Origin of the sequence: Salipiger bermudensis, from assembly GCF_017309175.1 — a bacterium.
GTDB lineage: Bacteria > Pseudomonadota > Alphaproteobacteria > Rhodobacterales > Rhodobacteraceae > Salipiger > Salipiger bermudensis.
This window is the reverse complement of the sequence record NZ_JAEKJV010000017.1, coordinates 92448-116022: the sequence shown is the minus strand read 5'-3', so window position 1 is coordinate 116022 and position 23575 is coordinate 92448. Positions and strand designations below refer to the sequence as shown.

The 23575-nt window shown below is 57.9% G+C and carries 18 protein-coding genes; 12 read left to right on the top strand and 6 right to left on the bottom strand.

The window, feature by feature from the left end; translation table 11 throughout:
• Positions 1 to 346: 346 nt before the first annotated feature.
• From dpdG to dpdD, 6 genes are read left to right on the top strand one after another with little or no spacing between them, the layout of a single operon-like run.
• Positions 347 to 1231 (top strand): protein DpdG, encoded by an 885-nt coding sequence (gene dpdG, locus JF542_RS19690; protein ID WP_277988626.1) that lies wholly within the window; start codon positions 347 to 349, stop codon positions 1229 to 1231.
• Positions 1231 to 4275, top strand: coding sequence for a protein DpdH (dpdH, locus tag JF542_RS19685; protein WP_277988625.1), 3045 nt, complete (start codon positions 1231 to 1233; stop codon positions 4273 to 4275). Before dpdG ends, dpdH begins: the two co-directional genes overlap by 1 nt.
• A complete protein-coding gene (locus JF542_RS19680; protein ID WP_207077107.1) occupies positions 4265 to 4978 on the top strand; it encodes a hypothetical protein in 714 nt (237 codons plus the stop codon). Before dpdH ends, JF542_RS19680 begins: the two co-directional genes overlap by 11 nt.
• A gap of 8 nt (positions 4979 to 4986) precedes the next feature.
• On the top strand, positions 4987 to 9519 hold the full coding sequence (dpdJ, locus tag JF542_RS19675) for a protein DpdJ (protein WP_207077106.1): 4533 nt from the start codon (positions 4987 to 4989) through the stop codon (positions 9517 to 9519).
• Positions 9519 to 10046 carry a phospholipase D-like domain-containing protein DpdK gene (dpdK, locus tag JF542_RS19670; protein WP_207077105.1) on the top strand — a complete coding sequence of 176 codons (528 nt, stop codon included), beginning with the start codon at positions 9519 to 9521 and terminating at the stop codon, positions 10044 to 10046. The genes dpdJ and dpdK overlap by 1 nt, the downstream gene beginning before the upstream one ends.
• On the top strand, positions 10043 to 12181 hold the full coding sequence (gene dpdD, locus JF542_RS19665; protein WP_207077104.1) for a protein DpdD: 2139 nt from the start codon (positions 10043 to 10045) through the stop codon (positions 12179 to 12181). Before dpdK ends, dpdD begins: the two co-directional genes overlap by 4 nt.
• A 68-nt stretch (positions 12182 to 12249) precedes the next feature.
• Here the strand turns inward: dpdD and JF542_RS19660 are convergent, their stop codons facing one another.
• The 6 genes from JF542_RS19660 to JF542_RS19635 form a co-directional block, all read right to left on the bottom strand.
• Entirely contained in the window at positions 12250 to 12648 is a 399-nt protein-coding gene (locus tag JF542_RS19660) for a VUT family protein (protein ID WP_242533852.1), read from the bottom strand.
• Positions 12649 to 12817: 169 nt separating this feature from the next.
• Positions 12818 to 13555 carry a 7-cyano-7-deazaguanine synthase QueC gene (gene queC / locus JF542_RS19655; RefSeq protein WP_207077102.1) on the bottom strand — a complete coding sequence of 246 codons (738 nt, stop codon included), beginning with the start codon at positions 13553 to 13555 and terminating at the stop codon, positions 12818 to 12820.
• Between the two features lie 14 nt (positions 13556 to 13569).
• The gene (dbpB, locus tag JF542_RS19650; protein ID WP_207077101.1) at positions 13570 to 14709 is read right to left on the bottom strand and encodes a DGQHR domain-containing protein DpdB; all 1140 of its coding nucleotides are present in this window, start codon (positions 14707 to 14709) and stop codon (positions 13570 to 13572) included.
• On the bottom strand, positions 14687 to 16003 hold the full coding sequence (gene dpdA, locus JF542_RS19645) for a tRNA-guanine transglycosylase DpdA (protein WP_207077100.1): 1317 nt from the start codon (positions 16001 to 16003) through the stop codon (positions 14687 to 14689). Before dpdA ends, dbpB (JF542_RS19650) begins: the two co-directional genes overlap by 23 nt.
• Entirely contained in the window at positions 16000 to 17121 is a 1122-nt protein-coding gene (dbpB, locus tag JF542_RS19640; protein ID WP_207077099.1) for a DGQHR domain-containing protein DpdB, read from the bottom strand. Before dbpB (JF542_RS19640) ends, dpdA begins: the two co-directional genes overlap by 4 nt.
• The gene (locus JF542_RS19635; RefSeq protein ID WP_207077098.1) at positions 17118 to 18245 is read right to left on the bottom strand and encodes a hypothetical protein; all 1128 of its coding nucleotides are present in this window, start codon (positions 18243 to 18245) and stop codon (positions 17118 to 17120) included. Before JF542_RS19635 ends, dbpB (JF542_RS19640) begins: the two co-directional genes overlap by 4 nt.
• 189 nt (positions 18246 to 18434) lie before the next feature.
• Between JF542_RS19635 and trbB the strand changes: the two genes are divergently transcribed.
• Genes trbB through trbK-alt form a run of 6 tightly spaced genes read left to right on the top strand, consistent with a single transcriptional unit; the run spans position 18435 to position 23572 of the window.
• Entirely contained in the window at positions 18435 to 19382 is a 948-nt protein-coding gene (gene trbB / locus JF542_RS19630) for a P-type conjugative transfer ATPase TrbB (RefSeq protein WP_479725290.1), read from the top strand.
• A complete protein-coding gene (locus JF542_RS19625; RefSeq protein WP_207077096.1) occupies positions 19382 to 19714 on the top strand; it encodes a TrbC/VirB2 family type IV secretion system protein in 333 nt (110 codons plus the stop codon). Before trbB ends, JF542_RS19625 begins: the two co-directional genes overlap by 1 nt.
• A complete protein-coding gene (locus JF542_RS19620; protein WP_207077095.1) occupies positions 19714 to 19995 on the top strand; it encodes a VirB3 family type IV secretion system protein in 282 nt (93 codons plus the stop codon). Before JF542_RS19625 ends, JF542_RS19620 begins: the two co-directional genes overlap by 1 nt.
• Positions 19996 to 20005: 10 nt before the next feature.
• Positions 20006 to 22501 (top strand): conjugal transfer protein TrbE, encoded by a 2496-nt coding sequence (trbE, locus tag JF542_RS19615; protein WP_207077094.1) that lies wholly within the window; start codon positions 20006 to 20008, stop codon positions 22499 to 22501.
• Complete coding sequence (trbJ, locus tag JF542_RS19610; RefSeq protein ID WP_207077093.1) at positions 22498 to 23286, top strand: P-type conjugative transfer protein TrbJ; 789 nt, start codon at positions 22498 to 22500, stop codon at positions 23284 to 23286. Before trbE ends, trbJ begins: the two co-directional genes overlap by 4 nt.
• A gap of 13 nt (positions 23287 to 23299) precedes the next feature.
• The gene (gene trbK-alt / locus JF542_RS19605) at positions 23300 to 23572 is read left to right on the top strand and encodes a putative entry exclusion protein TrbK-alt (RefSeq protein ID WP_207077092.1); all 273 of its coding nucleotides are present in this window, start codon (positions 23300 to 23302) and stop codon (positions 23570 to 23572) included.
• Positions 23573 to 23575: the final 3 nt, after the last annotated feature.

The following is a 23575-nucleotide window of genomic DNA, read 5'->3' as shown; positions in this document are numbered from 1 at the left end:
GCCCAGAACCTCGCCCAACATGGCATCTCCCGCTAAGACACGTGCATAACTACGTCTTTATGCACGTGTCTTAGCTCACCCAGCCTTCGTCAGGCAGGCGGCTTCAATCGGGCGGTTACGTTGCTGATGTGCCCAGTCTGGCACAATCGCGCCTCCCCAAAGGGCCAGAACTTGTTATAGTCGGCGAAGGGCATCTTCTTTCGCCTCAAAATCTCCGAGGAAACCCAGAAAATCCACGCCTGTTCCTGGCGCCTGAGTACTGTGAGACCTCTGAGTTTCGACCACTTAAGGAAGTATTCGAAGGACGCCGCTTCGATCTTGACGAATTTATCGCACGGGTTTCGCAATGAGTATTCTAACCACATTTGAGGCTGTGCCAGGCCGCCTTCTTTCTCTCTATGAGGTGTTGTTCCACCGAGAGAGCGGCATGGATGAGGCTGTACTTGAGGCCAGTTCCACCCCGAAGTCACTCCGAACTGCCGAGACTACGCAACTATATTCGGGGCCATACTCTGAAGCGCGGAATATGGGCATGATCGAGGTAGCCGGCGGTAAGGTTCGGCTGACAGATGAGGCTCGCTGTGGTGGCAAAGCCAAAGGGGACCACGAAAAACATTTCCGAATGTTTCTACGTCGCGTCCTGTTTGATCCCGAACGAGCCAAAGAAGCCCAGCAGGGCAAATTTCTTTTGGCTATAAGTTGGTTTCTCACCCAGAACCCTCTAGCCCCGATTAAATTCTCGGAGCCTGTAGTCGACCAGATTAACGCGCAGATTGAAAACGGAGCGCGTGAGTTAGAGCTTCAGACACCAGCTCATTCGCAAAACCTGCTCTACTGGGCCAGATACTTAGGTTTCGCGACGATGGTCGGAACCGAAGAGACGAGTGGCAGGCGGGTAATCCCAGACCCCTATCGGGCCATCGGAGAGGTCCTAGATGAGGTCTTTAATGGCGAGAACGAACTGGATACCGCTGATTTCCTAGGCCGATTGTCGTCTATTTATCCGTGCCTTGAAACTGGGCGTTCCCGCGAAGAGTTCTCCAAAATTCTAGAGAAAAGCAGGCACAGTGAGGCAGATCCATTGTCCGTTGCCACGAGTCTTGCCCTTCAACGCCTTGAGGACCAGCAAAGGATAACCCTGAGCACCCCGCCGGACTCGTTGCCAGTGTTGCTCGATTTCGGCTTGCGGCAGCGCCGAGTGAGTCGGATCGAACTGAGGAGTGCATCCTAATGCGAAACCACCTTTGCTGGGATCCAGGCGCTGTACGTCGGGTCATTAATCCATTTGCTGAGCACATCTCGGACGGTCTTTTTAGAGCAGTTCACAGCGATTGGGATCTGAAGGTTAGTCCACCAGTCGGCACCGCGTACCAAGACATCTCCAACCGTGACTGGCGTGATCAGTCGCCCGCCGATTTCTTGGAGGACTTCTTGCGCGACGACCGACCGCACGCTCTTGCTGCGATCCTAGGCGGTACTGGATCGGGGAAATCGCACCTCGTTCATTGGATGCGCCTACACATAAAACCCAGTCCCAAGCGCTTAGTTATCGTCGTGCCCAAGTCGGGGACCAGCCTACGAAACATTGTTAAGATGATGATCGAGAAACTGCCATCGGAGCAGCAGACTAGTTATCTCGACACACTGATGGCCGCAGGCGAAGGAATGCAGCGGCGGGAACACCAAAGAGAGCAACTACTTAATGACATTGCTCAGGCAATACGAGAGGAGGTAATTCCTGACGATGCTGACGAAGTCGAACAGGACCTCGCCGCAAACCTTCCAAACCTTCTGATGGACCCAAACATGCGGAAGGACCATTTCCTCGGAGACAACACCGTCATTGCGGAAATTGCTGACCACATTTTTTCCCCCTCAAACGCAGCGGATCGTCCAGACCAGCGTAGAACCTTCGTAGAAACGGACCTCCCTCTCGGGGGTATGGACTACGTTAACGCATCCCAGTTGGCGAAGAATGCCATCCAACTGATCCAACTCGACCAGGATGAATACCTACCATTGGCCGTCCGCATTATTAACAGAAACCTTGAAAGGGCGATCGCGCGCACACTTAGCTTCTCGGGAGATCGGGTCGAGGAATTAATGGCGGAGATGCGCCGCCACCTAAAGGCTGAGGGAAAAGAACTGGTGCTGCTCGTAGAGGAGTTTGCCAGGTTGCAGGGCATAGACCGAGCTTTGCTACAGGCAATCACCACGCAAGGCGATGCAGAGCATTGCCGGATGCGAACCGCAATTGCTGTAACAACAGGCTTTTTCCAGAGTGTCGCTGAAACAGCGTATATGCGCACAACCCACGTTGTGGACATGGACAACTCGGCTGGACGAAGCAATGGAAACAAAGTCACCGAGGATTCCCTGTCTCGCTTCGCCGCGCGCTACTTGAACGCCGTTCGCCTCGGTGCAGATCGAATCGAAGCCTGGAGTGCCGATGCTGCCCCCGGCGAAGTAGCCACGTCAGCATGTGAATCTTGTAATCTTCAAGCAAAGTGCCATTCGACCTTCGGGGAGCGGGACGGGTATGGCCTATATCCCTTCACGTCGCGAGCGCTCTGGAATGCGGCTGGGCGGGTTGATCCGTCAATGCCGGAACGCCTAAACCCGCGGATACTGCAAAGCAATCTATTGGTTGAGGTTCTCGACAACCATGGGCCTGACATCAGGACAGGCACTTTCCCCTCGATGCAGATGATCAAGAAATTTGGCGGGATCAAGCACCTCAAATCGGTCCGCCGCAACGAACTCGAAACCCGTAACCCGCATAATGCTGAACGTTGGATTTCCTTTCTGGAACTCTTCGATGGTTCCGGCGAGATCGTGCGCCTTGATGAAAGAATTCTCCAAGCTTTCGACATCCCGGAGATCGTTGGTGCTACCGAGACGCCTGTCGAAGTAGAAGCGACCCCAGATCAGCCCAACGAACAACAGTCACCTCCCGGCCCTGGCGCCAGTCGCGATCAAGTCAAGATCGACGAGTGGGACAGAGGGGGCCCGATGGATCAGGTTGTAGCCAACAAGCTGAGACCATTGATTCACGCAGCGATCACCGACGCCGTCGATTGGGATCGATTGGGACTATCGCGCGCCCAGTTCGTTGGAAAGTCAGGTAAGGCATTCCAGAACACAAGCATTGTTTTCGATCGACAATCGACGCAAGTCCTAGGCTCGGCCAAGATACATATTTGCATCCCCGGCGATCTTGTCACGCAGTCTTCAGCGGCGACCGCATTGAGCGGGCTATTGCTCGCGAGTCAGAACCAATTCTCTTGGGACTTCGAAGACGGCGACAAGATGCTCCGCTCGTTCCTAGACTGCATCGGCACTTGGGCGCTACAGGTCGAGGAACATTTGCTTGAGCAATGCGCTCCGATCCCGTCGTGGGATCCGGGTGCTGCTTCGCTTGAACTGATGTTCATCGGCGCCGCGATTGGCGGAACTATCAAACCCGATGCGACAATCGCGGAAATGATCGATGGAGCCTTCGTCAGTTCACTGCCCGAGACCCCAGCGAGCACCTCTCAACCCCTGCTGGCAATCTACCGAAAATTGTTTCAAGCGCGTTCCAAACTTATTGAAGTTGCCCGCGCTCAATTCTCAAGCCCTAAGGGTGGCGTCGTAGGGCCTCTCCTCAATCCACATCGAACGATCTCGGCAATTCGTCAACTACGAGCCAACAACTTCCAATTGAAAAAGGCGCCCCCAGAGGAGGATAGGAATCCAATTGCAAAGCTGTACCTGGAAGTGAAGGCAACTCTTTCTGATGCCGCGCAGGCTGAAATCGACACTAGACTTGCTTGGTTGAGTGCAATTGAGGCGGCGTTTGGCTCAGGGAGTTCAAAGGCCGACATAGTCGAAGCACTTAGGTCTGCACAAAGTGCGGTTGAAGAGGCAGGGATTGGCTCTAACCAATCGGCGCGCCGATTGGGCGAAGCGCTAGACGTCTTCAGTGGCGTTCACTTCGAAGACTCCATGAATGCCGCGCGAGCGCTGCGGGATGTGGACGTTTCCGAAAAGGCATTACCTCATTTTGGTCGAGGGCGACGCAATGCCATAAACGCCGCGACCCAATTGGCAAAAATTGCAGAAGAGTTTCTAAATAGTGTTGAAGAGAACATTTCTTCAGTGATCGGCAGTTCCGACAATCAACAGATGAAGATGCAGGCCGATCTCGAAAGAATTGATGCTGCTCTAAGGCAGATTGCAGATGATATAAATTCAATTGCGAGCGGAATGGGAGAGGTGACAGATGTTGCTTGATCGTGCCAAAGAGTTGCGTTCTAAAATTGAAAAATTTCAAAAAGTGAAGACGGCTGCAAGGAATGCTCAGCCATTTGACACGCGTGCCCGACAATTCTCAGATGTTGGAAAGAGAATCCACGAGTTACGTAGCGTAATTGCCAGTATGTACGATGCCGATATTGCAGTGAACTTCCAAGCTGCAAACGGAACTGCCCTGGCGGAGAAGGCTTCCCAGCTTCGAGCTCAATTGGCGGAAGATCCTACAGTCATCCATGATCCCCCTTTCGATCTCAAACACGAGTTTGTTGATCGACTCCTCGCAATAGCAGAAGCCGGACGGGTGACTGCTGCTGAAAGATGGAGCAGTTATATCCGGGAACGCGCCAACTTGGGTTCGGAGGAGACCCTGAAGGTCTTGGCGGCGCTTCCGCAACTAAAGGAGTGTGTTGTTAGGATTCGCAAGAACCGCAGCGAATTGATTTTGTTGAGCGAAACCTTGCCGAACGATCCGAAGGCGGTTCTTGCCCAGGTCAAAGGGCTGGTTGATGAAGCGCAAGCCGAGTGGTCAAAGCTACAGGCGAACGATATCCCGCAAGAGGTCATCGCATTCATTCGGCAGTCGGCATCCGAAGGCGCACCACTAGCAACCCTAAAGCCGAGCATAGTTTCTTGGCTCAATGAGCGTGGATTAACGGACTCCTTCCGGGTCCGCTTGAGATAGCGATTCTGATGCTACCAACTCAACGTGCCCTTGAGCTCCTAGAACGGATTGAGAGCCTTGAATTGCGCTCTCTTGAGTGGGGTTCGACAGACAGTTCGCTAAGCGAAACTGAAGCGGAAGTCCTTGGGAAAGGAGTAGCTCACAATGGCGAAGATTTATTAGAGGAACTTATTGAAGCTAAATTGATTTTTGAGCTCCCGCACCCCAATGGTGAGATTCGGATTCGATCGCGATTTGGTGAGATGATGCGCCTTCTTGCCGCGAACCGGCAGTTGTTCCCGGGTCGGCCGTGGCAGGGGGCGCCAGATTTGGTTTCCGATTTTCGCGTCGATCGGCGCAGGCGTCGTTTCCCACGGCGCGACCGCTTACCGAAAGAAATCCTTTCCGAGCACGGCGATGCGATTGCCAACGGCGAGTTAGGTCGATCACTCTGGTCGGCGCTTGTGGGATCGCCAGGGCTGAAGTTGGCGGGCTTCCAAGAGCGTGCAGCGTTGCGTCTCGCTACTGCTACCGACGATGGCGGAACAATCGTCACGGCAGGCACCGGCAGTGGCAAGACCCTCGCCTTTTATCTGCCGGCTATGATGCGTATCGGCGCGGCCGTGGACCATAGTCGCTGGGTGAAAGCCCTCGCCATTTATCCCCGAATAGAACTGTTGAAGGATCAGTTCGCGGAGGCCTTTACCATGGCTCGCCGGGTAGATGGCCCAATGCATGGGAACGGCAAGCGTCCGATAGCACTTGGAGCGTTCTACGGGGCAACACCACGCAATGCCACACCTGAAGCTCTCAAGATCGCAAAGTGGACGCCACGAGGCGGGGGCTTCATTTGTCCTTGGATGCGCTGTCCAAGTTGCGATAATGAACTTTTTTGGCCTCGCGAAGCGCTCGCAAAGGGGCAAGAACTCCTAGTCTGCTCGGACAATGCGTGTGGCGTAAAAATTGACAACCGCCAAGTGGTGCTCACACGACAGTCGCAGCAAAAGCACCCGCCTGATGTCTTGTTCACGACAACAGAAATGCTCAACCAGCGGCTATCCGACCATTGGTCGCGAGGACTTTTCGGAGTGGGCAAGCCTCCGGGGCGCCGTCCGTTCTTGGCGTTGCTAGATGAGGTGCACACATACGAGGGGACAAGTGGAGCTCAGGCGGCACTGACACTGAGGCGCTGGCGGCATCTGCTTCGTGCGCCCATTTCCTGGGTGGGCCTGTCCGCAACGCTGACAAATGCCCCTGACTTTTTTGCCGAACTTTGTGGCGCTGATCCCGGCAAGGTGGTGGAAATCACCCCGAGTGCTGAAGAATTAGTCGAGCAGGGAGTAGAATACCAAGTCCTTCTAAGAGGGAACCCGGCCTCACGGACATCACTCTTGTCGACCACCATTCAAACGTCGATGCTACTACCGCGGTTGCTCGATCCGCCGGAGGCTGCGCACGAAAGCAAAGCTTTTGGTCAACGAGCATTCCTGTTCACAGACGATCTAGACGTTACAAACCGGCTGTTCGACGACCTTCGCGATGCCGAGGCTTATACAATCTTTGGTAAACCTGATCCTGCCAGAACGCCACTTGCCAGCCTTCGGGGTGTTAGTGATGACGCTGGGATGCGCGATACGCAAGGCCAGCGTTGGCGGGTTTGCGAAGATATTGGACACAGACTTGACCAGCGCCTGGTTGTCGGGCGTACCACCTCGCAGGACAGCGGCGTCAATCATCAGGCCAATGTTGTGGTCGCTACAGCTGCCTTGGAGGTGGGCTTCAACGATCCTCAGGTTGGTGCTGTTATTCAGCATAAAGCGCCACGTGGAATGGCCTCGTTTCTGCAGCGTAAGGGTCGAGCGGGCCGGAGCAGAGACATGCGCCCGATCATGCTCACCGTGCTTTCGGACTATGGGCGTGACCGCGCATTCTTCCAAGCTTTTGAACAACTTTTCGACCCGATCCTTGAGTCTCAATCGCTCCCGATAAGAAACCCCTACATCCTAAAGATGCAGGCGGTATTTGCGCTCTTTGACTGGCTGTCGGAGCGGACAGTCGGGCCGTCCAAGGCGTGGCAATGGGATTTGTTGAGTCGCCCGTCTGCGATGAAAGCGGACGTTCTAGAAGCGACCAAGAGAATCCTTGGGCAGATTGTTCGGGGCGACGAAGCCACAATCGAAGACTTGCGTCTGTGGCTAGAGCAGGCATTGGCTGTCGATCGAGAAGCTGCCGAAAGTTTGCTATGGGAGGCACCACGGTCGCTTTTGCTAGAGGCGGTGCCAACTCTGGTCCGGCGCCTATTTCGCAATTGGCAGATAGCTGTGCCTTCGGATGCGGGAAGGCTCGATCTACAAGTGAACTTTCATCCGCTTCCCGACTTCGTACCACGCAACCTCTTTAGCGATCTAGCGCTCCCCGAGGTCCAAGTTATCGTGCCGCCCGCGACCAAGTTCGATGAAGAACGCGTCGAGGCAATGCCCATTCTACAGGCGCTCAACCAATTTCCGCCAGGACGTGTCTCGCGCCGATTTGCCTTTGAGCGCGGAGCACTCAGCCATTGGGTCCCAATTGAACCCGCACCCACGGAGCAGATCATTGAGGTCGGAGTTTTTGCGGAGGAGTCAGAGTATATCGGAACTTTCGTCGGCCGAATGAACGGCGGTACCAACCCAGATGCGGTTCCAGTTTACCGTCCCTGGACTATGCGACTTGCACGCGTCACACGTGCGGAGGCTCTACCCAGCAGCAACGCACGACACAGATGGGAAACGGATATTTCCCCAAACGGAGACGCGGTGAAAATCCCAGTCGCAACGCGTTCGCGTTGGCGCCAATACATGCCCTCTGTCAATTTCCATCTCCACCGATTTCGTTCTAGCGCTAACGTGCGACGGTTTTCACGCTCGGCTGACGCCGTAATGCGGACCCAGCATGATGAGTTCCAGATCGAAGCCCGGTTTTCGGGCGTTAACGGAGAGGTTGCAGCCCTTGGTTTCGAAATTGAGGTCGATGGACTACGAATTGAACTGACTCTTCCTGACGAGAGTAAACTCGCGGAACGAGAGTTGCCGGAACCAGTAAAGGCGTCGGTTCGCCTCGCCTACCTCCGCGACAGCTTCCTCAACGACAGTGCCTTGCCAAGGGATTTCAACGAGTTTCAGCGCGGGTGGGTCTTCGAGTTTCTCATTTGCGCCCTACTAGCGGGAGCTGAGGGCTCGGGCAGAGATCTTGAAGGCACAATTGAAACGGTCTTGGACGAGAGCAACTTCAACACAGCACTTGACGACGTTATGTCGGAGCTCTTGGAAGGCAGTTTTCTGAGCGAACCGGCCGACGAAGATACCGGGCCGGTCGAAGAGTTTGACCGAGATGATGAGCCGACCGCAACGGCCATGGGTGGACAGGAGGGTCCTGGCCGCCTGCGACGCTCCATCGGCGCACAGCTATCCCGTCCAGAGGTTCGTTCCCGCGTTCGCGCGATTGCCGCCCAGTTCATTTCCCAAGATGAAGCCGCATACGTGGCTTGGCTACGACGGACGATACTCGATACGCTGGGTGAGGCGGTTATGCAGGCTTGCATTTCAACAGCACCACGAAGTGCAGCCACCGAAGGTCTGTGCGTCGACATAAACGACCAGCAAGAGTCGGCGGTTGCAGAGATCTGGGTCACAGAGACGACCATCGGTGGCGCTGGGGTCCTGGAGGCCTTTGCAAATCGCTTCTCTTCCGAGCCAAACCTTTTCTTCACCGCTATCGAGGCAGCATTATCGCCAACCGACCTGGAGGAAGTGGATGCCGGGTTGAGGCAGATTCTCGATCTGGCAATAGAGGACAATAGTGTAGCGGCAGCTTTGGATCGTTTGAGGACAAGTCAGTCCCATTCTGAGCGTGAGAGTATTTGGTCGAACCTTACGCGTGATCTGGCCCATCGGGGAGGAGTCGCGCTCAGCCACGCGCTGTCCGTCTCAGTTAACAACCGCTTACTTCGGGCCGGGTCCGGGCCAATGCTCGACAAGTTACTCAAGGATGTCCTCCGCTACTGGGATGATGTCGAGGCACACTACGGTTTCTCCGTCGACGTACGAGAGTTTTGCTACATTGCGAGCAGGAACCCGGATCTTGCTGGGAAAGTGAAATCCTTCATCGAGGCAAGCATGCCGAGTGGTTCGGCAGGTATTTCGGTCTTATCCGTCCTGCGAAACTTACTCTGGCCAAGGGCGCACGAGGTTCGCAAGCGCGCTCTGCAATCATACAACCCTTTCAGACGTCCGCGGAGCACGGATCCTGCACTCGTACGTCATCTACTTCTCGATCGGACCGTTCCGGTGATCAACCTTGGCGACAACAATTGGCGTCAGTTCTTGAAGGACGCATTGTCGAGGGAAGGCTCTGTACAACTCGCCGTCCAAATCGACCGCAGCCATAATTTGCGCGCCGAAATCGTGCGCTTGTGCGCCACTCCCGTAGATGTCGGAGTTCTCCAATTCTTCCCTGCGGTGGACCGGATCGACCGTGTCCCCGGCCGTATCCTCGCAACAATGACTCTTAGGGAGCACAGTTGATGTTGACACCTTCGCGCGACATCCACGGCCCTGCGCAGTCAAGGGCGCTTGTTGACCTTCTACAAAGCCTCTTTGTTGCGGAACTTGTAAGCCCGAGTCCATGCCTCTGGCTCTTCTTCGCCTGGATTAGCGATGTAGATATCATAGACAATTCTTCTAGAGCCTTTGGCGCGCTGGAACCTGATTGGCCGGCCGCCCCGATCCGCCTAAGCCAGGTTCTTCAAGCGCTGCTGGCTCGTGGTTCTGAGATCCGGCTTGTTCTGCGGCAGCAAGCGCACAACGACTACCTGCTCTCACGGCTCCAGAAATTGAAGGAGCATTACGGTGACCAGATTAAGTGGACGGTGGAGCCAGATTTTCACGCCAAAGGCATGCTGGGGCAGGATTTCTTTCTGAGTGGATCGATGAACCTAACAAATAATGGAGTAAGCGTGAATGGTGAGCACTTGGCCCTGCGCACTGACCCCGAAATTGTTAGCGAACAGTCGATAGAACTTGAGGAGCGGTGGGGTAGGCTTCTCGCATGATTTCGGATAACGATAGCGGCGCGGTCGCTCTCCGTGCGGAACTGGCCACCTTGGTTGCCTCTGCCGGGATGAAGCAGGAAGTGCGCGACCTATGCGTCAAGCTGCTGGATACGCTAACGGAACCGCGTTTCCCCGGCGTTTTAGTGCCTTCTATGGGCAAAAACGCGGCGCTTCAGGTCGACGTGGCGGCTCAAACCAGTTCCGAATGGCGGCGGTTGCGGCCTGTTCTTCAGGCCTTTGCCGGTCCGACCTTGACCGGTTTCACTGGCCTTCCACAGGCCTTCGATGAGGATGATGAGATTGGGCAGATGTTGCTGGCCATTGGGCCAGCGGTCACTTCGGTCATTCCTCTTCCCTCCGAACCGAAGCTACGCATTGCAGCTTTGAAGGCACTGACGCAAGCAGTCGCCACGGTTGTGCGGGCTCCAAACCTTCACCGCGAAGCTCCGGTGCCCACAAGTTGGTTGCTAGCACAGTTTCAAGATCATCTTAATCTTGGGCGGCGAGATGCAGCTGCAGCAGTTCTGCAACGTTTGCGCGCAGATATGCGCCTCGACGGACTTAACATCCGCTTTCTTGAGGCCAATCTTCTTGCTCACTTTGAGAACTGGCAAAGTCTAGTTGAGATGCCAGGTTTCGCGGACCTAACACGCTCCCGGAAGACGCCGGGTATGGCATCGATGCTTCTATCAGCACTTTACCACGTCAGTCTTGAAGTCAAATACGAGGAAGCTTCCCTTCAACCCCTCCTCGAAAAATACGCCGACTCCGTCCAAGCACTCGCTCGCCCGATGCTTTTGGCCACCGGAGTCAAGTCCATGGCGCCGGAAGCGGTACGTGTCTGTGCGCTTGAAGTTCTATCCAACGACGCGAGGGGAGACCTACGAGATGCGTTAGCCGGCCGCAGTACTGAACTCGGATGGCTTGCAGACCATTTCAAACCCGTACCTACCCCCGCGAAAACTGCGATTTCCACGCCACTTGACACCGCTCGCAGCGCTTTAGTCGACGGAACCTTGCTCGACGGCATAGCAACGGTAGAGACACTGCGCCGCGCCCTTACACAACTTAGCCCAGATGATCGCGCGAAACTTTTGGGTTCATTGCCTCTTGGCCCTTTGGCCGAGGAGCACTCAAGTTCGACCAATCAGGCAATTCCTCTTCCGGCCTCTTGGGGCGAATGGTTTATTCGCCTGACGGATCCGACCTTTGACGCGTACCTTGACGTCGCAAGAAAGGGCGCGGAGGAGTGGCCCTGGGATAATTCAATGGGCGATCCCTTGCGGGTCAAAGCATTAAAGGATGCCATTGAAGCCGCACAAAATGACCCTCTCTCGGTTGCCCGTATCACCGAAGCAATGCCGTACCTGGTTAACTGGCTTCAACTAGATGCTGACTTTCCGCGACCTGCATATGTGCCCATCTATGCCGAACTTCTGTTGCTTACTGCCATTGACTCGGCTCGTAGCAAGCAGATCTTTCAGTCCAGCCAGATACTTGTGTCTGCACTCTTGGATTGTGGCCTCGACAAGGAGGGCTACAACTCACTGCTCGAGTCGATAGATCTCATTGCAGGCGACGGCTTCGGCGTGGACATGGCCTATTGGCTGTTTGAGATTGTTGAGTCACTTTATCGATGCCCCAGTCCGGACGCTGCTGCTCGAGAAACATTCTCACACTCTCTGCTAGCGCGTCTCTCACCGCTCTATAGCCGTCTCTCCGGGCTCCAACGTGCCGCACTGCACCAATTGGCCGCAGAACTTGGATGGTCCATCGACGTTGCGCAGGAGGTTGAGGGCCAGGTACAGGATGATAGCTTCGCGGAGAAGTTGAATGGCCAGTCCATCGCGATCTATTCGCTGACCGAGGATGCCAGCCGCCAAGCGAAGAAAGCGATAGAAAACCTAAATCCAAATGTGAAGGTAGACATCAACGCCGATCACGTAGGCACCCAACGCCTGAAGGCGATGTCAGAGAACGCAGATTTATTCGTAATCTCCTGGAGATCGGCAAAGCACGCCGCTACGAACTTTATTCGAGCCAATCGGGGCACGCGCCCACTTCTTTATGCTCGCGGCAAGGGATTTTCGAGCATTCTTCGAGCGCTTGAAGACCACCTACTACAGCCCTCCTAAGTCTCCTAGAGCATAGGACCGGGCGCTCTGTCGGTAATTGCTTCGGCTTAGAGGCGCGCCTTGCAAAACTATTCTGCAGGTGTTCTTCCGGCTACCAAGACCTCACGTCTGCGCATGAAATGGATTACTGGGAGAGCAGCCAAGACCATCCAGGCCTTGCCGACAATTTGTCCGGAAATGTAATCGAGGCTGCCGAATGCCAGGTAGAGGAAAACTGCGCTATCTATTACCAGTCCTACAACACTGCTTGCAAAGACAGCCAGAACAAGTCCTTTTTTCTGAAGGGGAGTATAGACGGCAAGGTCCGCGAGTTCCGAGAGCAGGAACGCGGCGGCTGACGCGATAACCAACGCCGGCGGTGCAAAGAACGCGGAAAGACCAGCACCGACGACTACGGCGCTAGCGGCCCACTTCACTCCCAAACTGCGCTGGACCAAATCGCGCAGCACCAAAGCCAGTCCGATCATGAGTACTCCACTTGGAGCGGTAAGGCCGGGTGCAACCGGAATGAGACAAGGGCCGTCCGGTACACAGAATGTACCAACATTTCCGATGAGCCAGTTAGCCGCCGGAATACAGAGTGCGAATGCCGCTAGAAAAAAGTATCCTTGTCTCCTGCTCGACATGGTTCTCTCCTTATGTGATTTGCGCTTGTGATGGTTTCGATGACCAGTCTTGCTTTTGATTGGCGAAAACCGCCCACCCCGAGGCCCTAAGTTCGCAGGCTGGGCATGCTCCACACCCGTAGCCCCACTCGTGCAACTCGCTTCGGTCACCTTTGTAGCAAGTGTGCGTCTCGTTCTTGATAAGCTCAACGAGTTTTGCCCCGCCCAACTCGTGGGCCAGTTTCCAAGTGGCCGCTTTGTCAATCCACATCAGCGGTGTGTGGAAGACGTATCGCTTCTCCATTCCAAGGCCGACCGCGACCTGAAGAGCCTTGATGGTATCATCACGACAGTCTGGATACCCCGAGTAGTCGGTTTCACACATTCCACCGACAATGTGTTTGGCATTGCGCCGGTATCCTACTGCCGCCGCGACCGTTAAGAACAAGAGGTTTCGGCCGGGAACAAAAGTATTCGGCAAGCCTGCATCCGAGAGTTCTATGGCCCGGTCTCGCGTGAGTGCAGTGTCGCTGATCTCCCCAAGAACGCCAAGGTCAACCATGTGATCTTCGCCAAGTCGCTCAGCCCATTTGGGAAATTTCTGCATAGCGATCTCAAGAAACTTCTGGCGAACCTCGAGTTCCACTCTGTGCGTCTGGCCGTAATCAAATCCGATGGTTTCAACATGTTCAAAATTTTCCAGCGCCCAAGCGAGACATGTTGCCGAGTCTTGTCCACCCGAGAACATCACGATTGCTGTGCCTTCCATTGCGGTTTCCAATCTCAGTTCAGGAACGCAGGCTGTCCGGGAAGCGTCGCGCGAGCATGCTCTAGGTCACTTCCTTGGCGGACCCCCTGGTCCCGAACGAGGCGAACCAGGTAATCACTCAGCATTCGGATATCAGGCGGAGTGTTTTGCAAACGGTCCCAGGGTCTCCGTTCCTCATGGCTGAGGATCCAGGTTCCCGAGGTCCACGCGCATAGACCGTCAGACGTTAGACAACTCAGCTTTTCGCGAAAATCTTCTCGTGTTCGAGCACCATGGAGCGCATATGCCATCTCCATTGCGTATCCCAGCGCGATGATTCCCACGCTGTGCTTAAGGCGCGATGTCCGCGGACTCATGCCAATCCATGCTTCCGGGAAGAGGTCCATGACGGCGCCATAGAAATCCGCGATGAGTTTCAAGGACCTCTTTGGTGCATCTTCACTCCTTGCGATATCGCGAAGCGCTCCATTAGAACGTGAATTCATAATGACCCGCTGGATCGCGTTGCTCGAAATCGAGCCCTTTGGGTTCGTGTGTTGCTTGATCTCACCCAAGAGCGCTTGCGGTGTATCCATGTCGCGCCCGTAGTAGTTCAAAAGCGTGGCCATATCCGCAGCAAATGCACGAGAGGACATTCGATCTGGCAAGCCCGAAACAGTCGGCAGCAGTTCGTAGATCAAGTCCTTCGGAAGTGGTCGGGTGTTGTTTATCAGTATGAACTGCCGACGAAGGTCCTCCTCGTCCTCGCAAACGATCGCGCTGACAAAAACCTGGAAGTCCTTGTCTGGCAGGCCATGAAGCGCCGTCAAACGCTGTTGCCCATCAACGATCTGTCCCGGAGGAGTATCCCCAATCTCAACCTCAACTGTTGAGAGGTTCTCGTCTAAGTCCGTCACCCGAACCCCGTCGACAAATGCCAGAACGACGGAGTTTGGAAGCACCGCCGAGTCCTGGCTGAGGTAATCTCGGATTTCATGGATGTGCTTGGAAACTTGGGGGCGCTGAAAGCCAAAAAGCTCTCCTTGTTCGCTTCGTCCGGCCCGCTCGATCCGCGCCATCTCGAAGATGTCCTTTGCCGTTGCGACAAACGAAAATACCTTGTGGCTATCGCTCTGTCGCGCGCGGATAGCTTTAAACTTCAACTTTTTCGACATGATCTCTTGCCTCTTCAATACGTCCCAAATGCTTGCGATAAGCTTGGAGATTATGGATGCCGCGACGCTTGTTTCGGTTGCTTGCGCGGAAAATGATCACATCAATTCCGGCTTCTGCGCAGGCGCGACATCGGCACGCCTTCCAAGGTCTTTCTACCAAAGTTCTTTGATATCTTTCCTTGAGACCTTTCAGTTTACGAGCCTCATTCGGGGTATGATCATCATCTCGGCCTACGGCCAAGGGCGCTGTGTAGTCCATCACCGCTTCGAGCGCGTCCACTACTTTGACTTCACCTCTGTCATAAGCACGAAGGTTTTCCAAAGCGCGCCGCTCACGAGACTGAAGGTCTTCCTGCGAATACACGCCTTGTTTCGCGAGGTTCTTGAGACCATTGTTCTCGATAGCCTGAGGAACCCGGATTGCAGAGAAATACTCAAGCCCACCCTCTGGCCTCAGCGCGTAGTAGTTCCGGTTAGAATCCTTGAAGGCTCGGATAAGGGGTGAGGTCGTATCAAAGCTGGTAATGTTAAGGTGGCTGAAAGAAGCAATTTCTTCGGCCTTTGCAAATCCTAGGATGTGCATTCCGATGTCATTTCCTATAGCGGCGCGTATCGCCTCAAGCGCCTTTTTTATTTGTGGCGCTCTCAACGGAACCATTCCGCCCACTGCGATGTAGCGGTACCCCATCTTCTTTAGGCGCAACGCGGCCTCCGCCATAGACGCTGGCGACCATCCTTGGACAACGCCCATTGGAGTAAAGCTATTACCTAGTCTCTTGCTCTTCTTGAGGAACTCTTCTGCGTTTGTGGACGTGATCTCAAACCGTCGGCGGTTTTCTTCGAGTTGAGCGTTCTCAGTGCTGGCGTCGTCACTATCCTCATCGTAATCGAAGATGACATGATCGATTGAGCACCCGTGTGTGAACTGTCCGTCTCCGTAGAAATCGACCATTTCCTCGGCGGTATAGGGCGGATACTCGAGCTTGTGGTAGGTGAACGCTCCGCAGTCACCGAACATGAGCGAACCAGGAAAATCCTTCTCACGGAGCCTCAGGAACTCCCTTGCCCCGACGCGCCTAAAACGCATGGCTTGGCTTTCGGAGTATTTACCCCCGCCCTGATAACCACCGACAATCGCTCGCGAAACGAGCACACCGTCATAGGGCGCGTAGCCCAGATACTCATGCGGATAATTGTCGTCCCAATATGGTTCCCGGTTAGAGGGTGAGCGATCTGTTAAGAAATCGTATCGCGGATCGACGTAGTCCAAACTGTCTGCAAAGATGAACTTCATTTCGCCGCCTGCTTTTGAGATTCAGCGAAATCAAGCTGTACGAGATGCTCCGCGAGCGCCTTAATATGCCTAGGCGTGTTCTGGATTTCGTTCCAGGTCAAGCCAAGCGCATCCCACGTACCATCTGTCCAACAGCAATAGGGCGCTATGCGTCGAAGAGCAGCCTCGACTTCTTCAGACACATTTTTCGTCTGGTGCATTCGGGGCATCATGCGGTCCATGAGAACACCCATGGCTTGGATACCTGCCGAGTGCATCAATCGACTGTCCTGTGGCTTTAGTCCCCAAGCCTCGGGGAAAACTGACTTAACCGCGCTCCAAAAAACGCAGAGGAGACGATACATCCCTTCGACATCGGCGGCACCGTCGGCCATGGTATTTTTGTATAGTGCCAAGGCCCCGTAGTTGTTTATTGAATGCTTCATCATGTTGATGAGAGCTGTGTCGATGACCACGGCTGAGGAGTTGTCTTGTTCATCTGAGACCCGCCGTATCAATTTGTAGAAGGGCGACTTCGCATCCTTATTCAGGATGCCGCAGAGCTCGCTAGGTATCTTTGCTGGACGCAAATCGTGCGGCAGGTCGGCGGAGATCTCAGGGAGTAGCTCGTTGATAAGTCGCCGCGGCAAAGGCTTTGCCTTGTTCACGAGAATGAACTGCTCGCGCTGAACGTCGATGCTCGGAGCGACAAAGCCAACGACTGGAACCATAATGTCTTGGTTGGAGCTACGACTAAGGGCGAACGCTCTTTGCTGTCCATCGACAATCCAAGCGGCTTTTCGATCACTGCCGTTCAGAGGTATTGAAAGCGTGCCGCTCACAGCTCCTTCGGGACTTGGGCCGCGCGATTGCTTGAATTCGATGCTGGATTGAAAGGCTAGGATGATAGCGTTCGGGAAAAGGACCTCTCCGCGATCTAAGTACTCGACAATACTGCGAACGTGGTTCTGGATTTCCTTCCTCTGAAAGCCTTTGAGTTCATCCGCGTCATCTCTGTGAACACGGGAAATATCTGCAATCCGCAAGACGTCTGCGCCACGCATGAAGAAGCTGAAGACATCGACATCCTCGCCTTGCTGCGCCTTTAGAGCCCGAAGGTGAAGCAACTTACCACTCATGCCATTCCCTCTAGGCGTCTTTCCTTCGCGACCTTGAAGAGGTCTCGAAATCGACCTTGCTCGCAGGCATGACCGCTATCCCGAAGCAGCCTTAGGGATACACCAGAGCGGCCTCCGGCAGCGCTCCAATTGTCCAGGACAAAATCAACAACCTCTTCGTCGGTCATGCGCGTGCGCACTGGGATTTCACGGTACTCCCAGTTCTTCATGATGTCTGACAAGACAGCGCCGTCGTCATGTGGGCTTGCGCCCTCGATCATTCCTGATGCGAGACAATCTGCGTAGTGACGTAGCGCACGACTACTGAAATCAGACATCGTCCCACTTATGGGACTGTTAGGTCCGTTGAGACGCATATCGTACGGCATGACTGACGAGGACAGCCTGCGTGGAAGGTGTTCGTTTATCCCAGCGCCGAATATCCGGAGGCGTCCGATATCTTCTTCTGAAACGGCAGAAAGTTCTTCATCGATGAGTTTTGCGTAACTGGCGGATAAAGAGATCAGCACCAATACTTCTGAAGCTTCCCGCAGGAGATCATTGATTCCGAATGAAGCGGTTCGTGACGCCCTCAAGGCCCTCCACCAAACGCCAGGTCCAGATTGTCCCTCAGTTATCTTACGAAGGATGGCATCTTCGCCTGATGGCGCAACCGTCAAACTGTAGGAAGGAATCGGGTGGCCTTGCCTTACCAACCCGAGGCCGGCAGAGATGACAACCAGTTCGGACGAAAGAATCTTGGCGGCCGTGGCGGCTTCTTGGTAGGCGCGACCACAGTAGACCATGCTGTGATCCGCATGGCAGCACTGGGGTGACAACCGCGCTTCCCACTCCGCGGCTACTTCGACGGCGGAACCGTTGGGAAGATTGCGCGCCAGGAGCGTCTCAGGCGGACGAATCCGCTTGCGATCAGTACAGGGAATCAGAACTAATGGCTTCAACTTCAGGGCACCGGCAGCGTGTGGCTTTGCAGTTATTGCACAACATACAGACTTGAGCAACAAAACAACTGCGCGTGGTTGGCCATCCCTGCTGCGAAATAACTGTGTCGCGCCGCGTGGGAAGTGGCGCTCACTTTCAGTTTGATGACTTGACTTGAGCGGCAGTTGCGTGACTGCTCTCATTGGTGGCCTGCCCTTTCCCTGTCTTTGCACGCCAGAGCCCTACGCCCCTTGAAGACCTGTTGAGCGCCGCCCGTTTCCGGTTTTCTTGATGGACTCGATCCAGGGCCGCCCATCGGTGGCCACTCACGGAACGGGGACAGCATGGCAGCAGCAGCTCGGAAACCGGAAGCGATGGCCCGCGGCGCGCGGATGCTGCGCACGGCGCTCGGGCCCGCCATCGCCGGGTTCCTGGAAGACCCGATGACCGTCGAGGTCATGCTCAATCCCGACGGGCGGCTCTGGATTGACCGGCTCTCCGAGGGGCTCTCCGATACCGGCGCCACGCTGTCTCCCGCCGATGGTGAGCGGATCGTGCGGCTCGTCGCCCATCACGTCGGGGTCGAGGTCCATGCCGCACGCCCGCGCGTCTCGGCAGAACTGCCTGAGACCGGGGAACGCTTCGAGGGGCTCCTGCCGCCCGTGGTCACCGCGCCCAGTTTCGCGATCCGCAAACCTGCCGTCGCGGTCTTCACGCTCTCCGACTACGTCGCCGCCGGGATCATGACCGAGACCCAGGCGGCGTTGTTGCGCGAGGGCGTTGCTGCGCGCGCCAATATCCTCGTGGCGGGCGGCACCTCGACCGGCAAGACGACGCTGACAAATGCGCTTCTGGCCGAAGTGGCCGGATCGTCGGACCGCGTGGTCATCATCGAGGATACGCGCGAGCTGCAATGCGCAGCACCAAACCTCGTCGCCCTACGCACCAAGGACGGGGTCGCCTCGCTCTCCGATCTCGTCCGCTCCTCGCTCCGCCTGCGCCCCGACCGCATTCCCATCGGCGAGGTGCGCGGCGCCGAAGCGCTGGACCTCTTGAAGGCCTGGGGCACCGGGCATCCCGGCGGGATCGGCACCATCCATGCCGGCTCGGCCCTCGGCGCCCTGCGCCGGATGGAACAGCTCATCCAGGAGGCCGTGGTCACCGTGCCTCGCGCGCTAATCGCCGAGACCATCGATCTCATCGCGGTTCTCTCCGGGCGCGGGGCCAACCGACACCTCGCCGAACTCGCCCGCATCGAAGGGTTGGGACCGGACGGCGATTACCGCATCACCCCGGCGGCGCTGCCGACCGGGACGGACAACGACACAGGAGAATCTTAATGGCCCGATCCCTTCACCGGCTGCGCGCGCAGGCCGCCCATGCCGTCACCTACGCCACCGTCACCCTGATGCTGGCCGGACCCGCCCGGGCGGCGGGGTCCTCCATGCCCTGGGAGGCGCCGCTGCAATCTATCCTCGAGTCGATCGAGGGGCCGGTCGCCAAGATCATCGCGGTGATCATCATCATCGTCACAGGCCTGACGCTGGCCTTCGGCGATACCTCCGGGGGCTTTCGCCGCCTGATCCAGATCGTCTTCGGCATCTCCATCGCCTTCGCGGCGAGCTCCTTCTTCCTGAGCTTCTTCAGCTTCGGCGGCGGGGCATTGATCTGATGGACGGCGCGTTTGAGCAGTTGGCGGATGTGCCGGGCTTCACCGTCTCGGTCCACCGGGCGCTGACCGAGCCGATCCTGCTGGCCGGTGCGCCGCGGGCCTTCGCGATCCTGAACGGCACGCTGGCCGGAGCCATCGGGCTTGGGCTACAGCTCTGGGTCGCGGGAATCGTCATCGGTCTTCTGGGCCACCTGGTCGCGGTCTGGGCCGCGCGGCGCGATCCACTCTTCGTCGAGGTTGGGCGCCGCCATCTGCGGCTTCCCGGTCATCTCGAGGTCTGAGGGCGCGCCCATGATGAACCTCGCGGAGTATCGCCGGAAAGGAACGCGGTTGGCGGATTACCTGCCCTGGGCGGCGCTGGTGGCCCCCGGCGTGGTGCTGAACAAGGATGGCAGCCTGCAACGCTCGGCCCGGTTCCGGGGTCCAGACCTCGACAGTGCGGTCGCGGCGGAACTCGTGGCCGTGGCGGGCCGCATCAACAACGCCTTCCGTCGCCTCGGGTCCGGCTGGGCGATCTTCGTCGAGGCGCAGCGGGTTGCGGCGGCCGACTATCCCGACAGCCGCTTTCCCGATCCGGCCTCGGCGCTCCTCGATGCCGAACGCCGCGCGGGGTTCGCCGAGCAGGGGGCGCATTTCCAATCGGAGTATCTCCTGACCTTCCTCTACCTGCCGCCCGCCGAAGAGGCCGCGCGGGCCGAGACCTGGCTCTACGAAGGCCGCGAGAAGGCGGGGATCGATGCGGGCGAGGTGCTGCGTGGGTTTATCGACCGCACCGACCGGGTGCTGGCGCTCTTCGACGGGATCATGCCCGAATGCCGCTGGATGGATGACAGCGAGACGCTGACCTATCTGCACTCCACGATTTCGACGCAGGCTCACCGCGTCCGCGTGCCGGAAACCCCGGCCTATCTCGACGCGCTTCTGGCCGATCAACCGCTGACCGGCGGGCTCGAGCCCCGGCTGGGAGACGCCCATCTGCGCGTGTTGACCCTCTCGGGCTTCCCGACCGCCACCACGCCCGGGATCCTCGACGATCTCAACCGGCTGGCCTTTCCCTATCGCTGGGCGACCCGCGCGATCCTGATGGACAAGGGGGAGGCGACCCGGATGGTCGCGCGCATTCGCCGCCAATGGTTCGCCAAGCGCAAATCCATCGCCGCGATCCTGAAGGAGGTGATGACCAACGAGCAATCGGCGCTGGTCGACACCGACGCCGCCAACAAGGCCGCGGATGCGGACATGGCGCTGCAGGAGCTCGGTGCCGATATCGCGGGGGAGGCCTATGTCACGGCGACCCTCATCGTCTGGGACGAAGACCCGCGCCGCGCCGACGAGAAGCTGCGCCTCGTCGAGAAGGTCGTGCAGGGCCGGGACTTCACCGCCATGGTCGAGACGGTCAATGCCGTCGATGCCTGGCTCGGTTCGCTGCCGGGGCAGGCTTATGCCAATGTCCGCCAGCCGCCGATCTCCACCCTGAACCTCGCCCATATGATCCCGCTTTCCGCCGTCTGGGCCGGAGAGGAGCGGGATGCGCATTTCGACGGCCCGCCCTTGCTTTATGGCAAGACCGAGGGCGCGACGCCCTTCCGGCTCTCGCTCCACGTGGGCGATGTCGGTCATACGCTGGTCGTCGGTCCCACCGGGGCCGGCAAATCCGTGCTGCTCGCGCTCATGGCGCTGCAGTTCCGCCGCTACCCGGGCGCACAGGTCTTCGCCTTCGATTTCGGGGGCTCGATCCGCGCCGCAACCCTCGCCATGGGCGGCGACTGGCATGACCTAGGCGGTGAGTTGACCGAGGGGGAGGAAGCCACGGTCTCCCTCCAGCCACTTGCCCGGATCGACGATCCTTCCGAGCGCAGCTGGGCCGCGGGCTGGATCGGTGCGATCCTCGCTCGTGAGGGCATCGCGATCACGCCCGAAGTGAAGGAGCATCTCTGGTCCACCCTGACCTCGCTGGCCTCGGCCCCGGTCGGCGAACGCACCATCACCGGTCTCGCGGTCCTGCTGCAATCCACCGACCTGAAACAGGCCCTGCGCCCATTTTGCCTGGGCGGCGCCCATGGGCGACTCCTCGATGCCGAGACCGAGGAGCTCGGCGCGGCCTCGGTCCAGGCCTTCGAGATCGAGGGGCTGGTCGGCACCGCCGCGGCGCCCGCGGTCCTCTCCTACCTCTTCCACCGCATCGGCGATCGGCTCGATGGGCGGCCGACGCTTTTGATCATCGACGAGGGCTGGCTTGCGCTCGATGACGAGGGCTTCGCGGGCCAGCTCCGCGAATGGCTGAAGACGCTGCGCAAGAAGAACGCCTCGGTGATCTTCGCGACCCAGTCGCTCTCGGATATCGACGCCTCCGCCATCGCGCCCGCGATCATCGAAAGCTGCCCAACCCGGCTGCTTCTCCCCAACGAACGGGCCATCGAGCCCCAGATCACCGCGATCTACCGCCGCTTCGGCCTCAATGACCGTCAGATCGAGATCCTCGCCCGGGCCACGCCCAAGCGCGACTACTATTGTCAGTCGCGGCGCGGCAACCGGCTTTTCGAACTCGGTCTCTCCGAGGTGGGCCTCGCCCTCTGCGCCGCCTCGTCCAAGTCCGACCAGACCCTGATCTCGGAGATCCTCGCGGAGCATGGCCACGACGGCTTCCTGGCTTTCTGGCTCGAAGCCCGCGGGGTTTCTTGGGCCGCCGAGCTGATCCCGGACCTCATCAATCTCGCACCGGAGCCCGAGGCGCCGGACGCCCCGATCCCCCAAGCCCCCGAACCCACAGAGGAGACCACCCCATGACCCATGCCGCCCATCGCCTGTCCCGTCTCGCCGGGGCCTCCGCCTTGGCCCTGGCGCTCGCCGCCCCCATCGGCCTGTCGCCGATCTTCGCCACACCCGCGCAGGCCTTCTTCTTCGGTGGAGGCGGGCGCATCGTCTATGATCCGCGCAATCACGCCGAGAACATCCTCTCCGCCGCCCGGGCGCTGGAGCAGATCAACAACCAGATCACCCAGCTGCAGAACGAGGCGCAGATGCTGATGAACCAGGCGCGCAATCTCGCGAGCCTGCCCTATTCCTCGCTGCAGGCGCTGCAGCAGAATGTCGACCGAACCCGACAGCTTCTGAGCCAAGCGCAGAACATCGCCTTCGACGTCGCGCAGATCGACCAGGTCTTCCAGCAGGACTACGCCAATATCCCCATGGCCGCGCCCGAGGCGCAGCTTCTGGCCGATGCGCGCTCCCGCTGGGAAAACACCGTCGGCGGCTTGCAGGACGCCCTGCGCGTGCAGGCGGGCGTCGTCGGCAATCTCGACGGCCAGCGCGCCGAGCTCTCCGCTCTCGTCGGCGAAAGCCAATCCGCCGTGGGTGCCCTGCAGGCGGCCCAGGCGGGCAACCAACTCCTCGCGTTGCAGTCCCAGCAGATCGCCGACCTGATCGCCGTCGTCGCCGCCAATGGCCGCGCCTCAGCATTGGTCGAGGCCGAGCGGTCCGCGGCGGCCGAACAGGGTCGGGTCCAGCGCGAGCGCTTCCTCACCCCGGGCGCGGGCTACCAGCCCGGCAATGCCCGGATGTTCAACAACTGACGGAGGCAGGTCCATGGAGGGATCGGTCCTCGCGCGCATCGCCGCCATCGTCTTCGTCGCCATCGCGATCACCGCGGCGGTGTTGGAGATGGGCCGGGACGAGGAAGGGCAGGCTGTGCGCCCGGCCGCTCCCCTGATGCCGGAGGTCGATCCGCTGCGGGCCGAACAACAGCGCTGCCAGGAGCTGGGCGAGGCCGCGGCGTCCGATCCCGACTGCCTCGCCGTCTGGGCGGAAACCCGCGACCGCTTTCTCGGGCGCGACCGTGACCGGACCGGGGGCCAGTGAGCC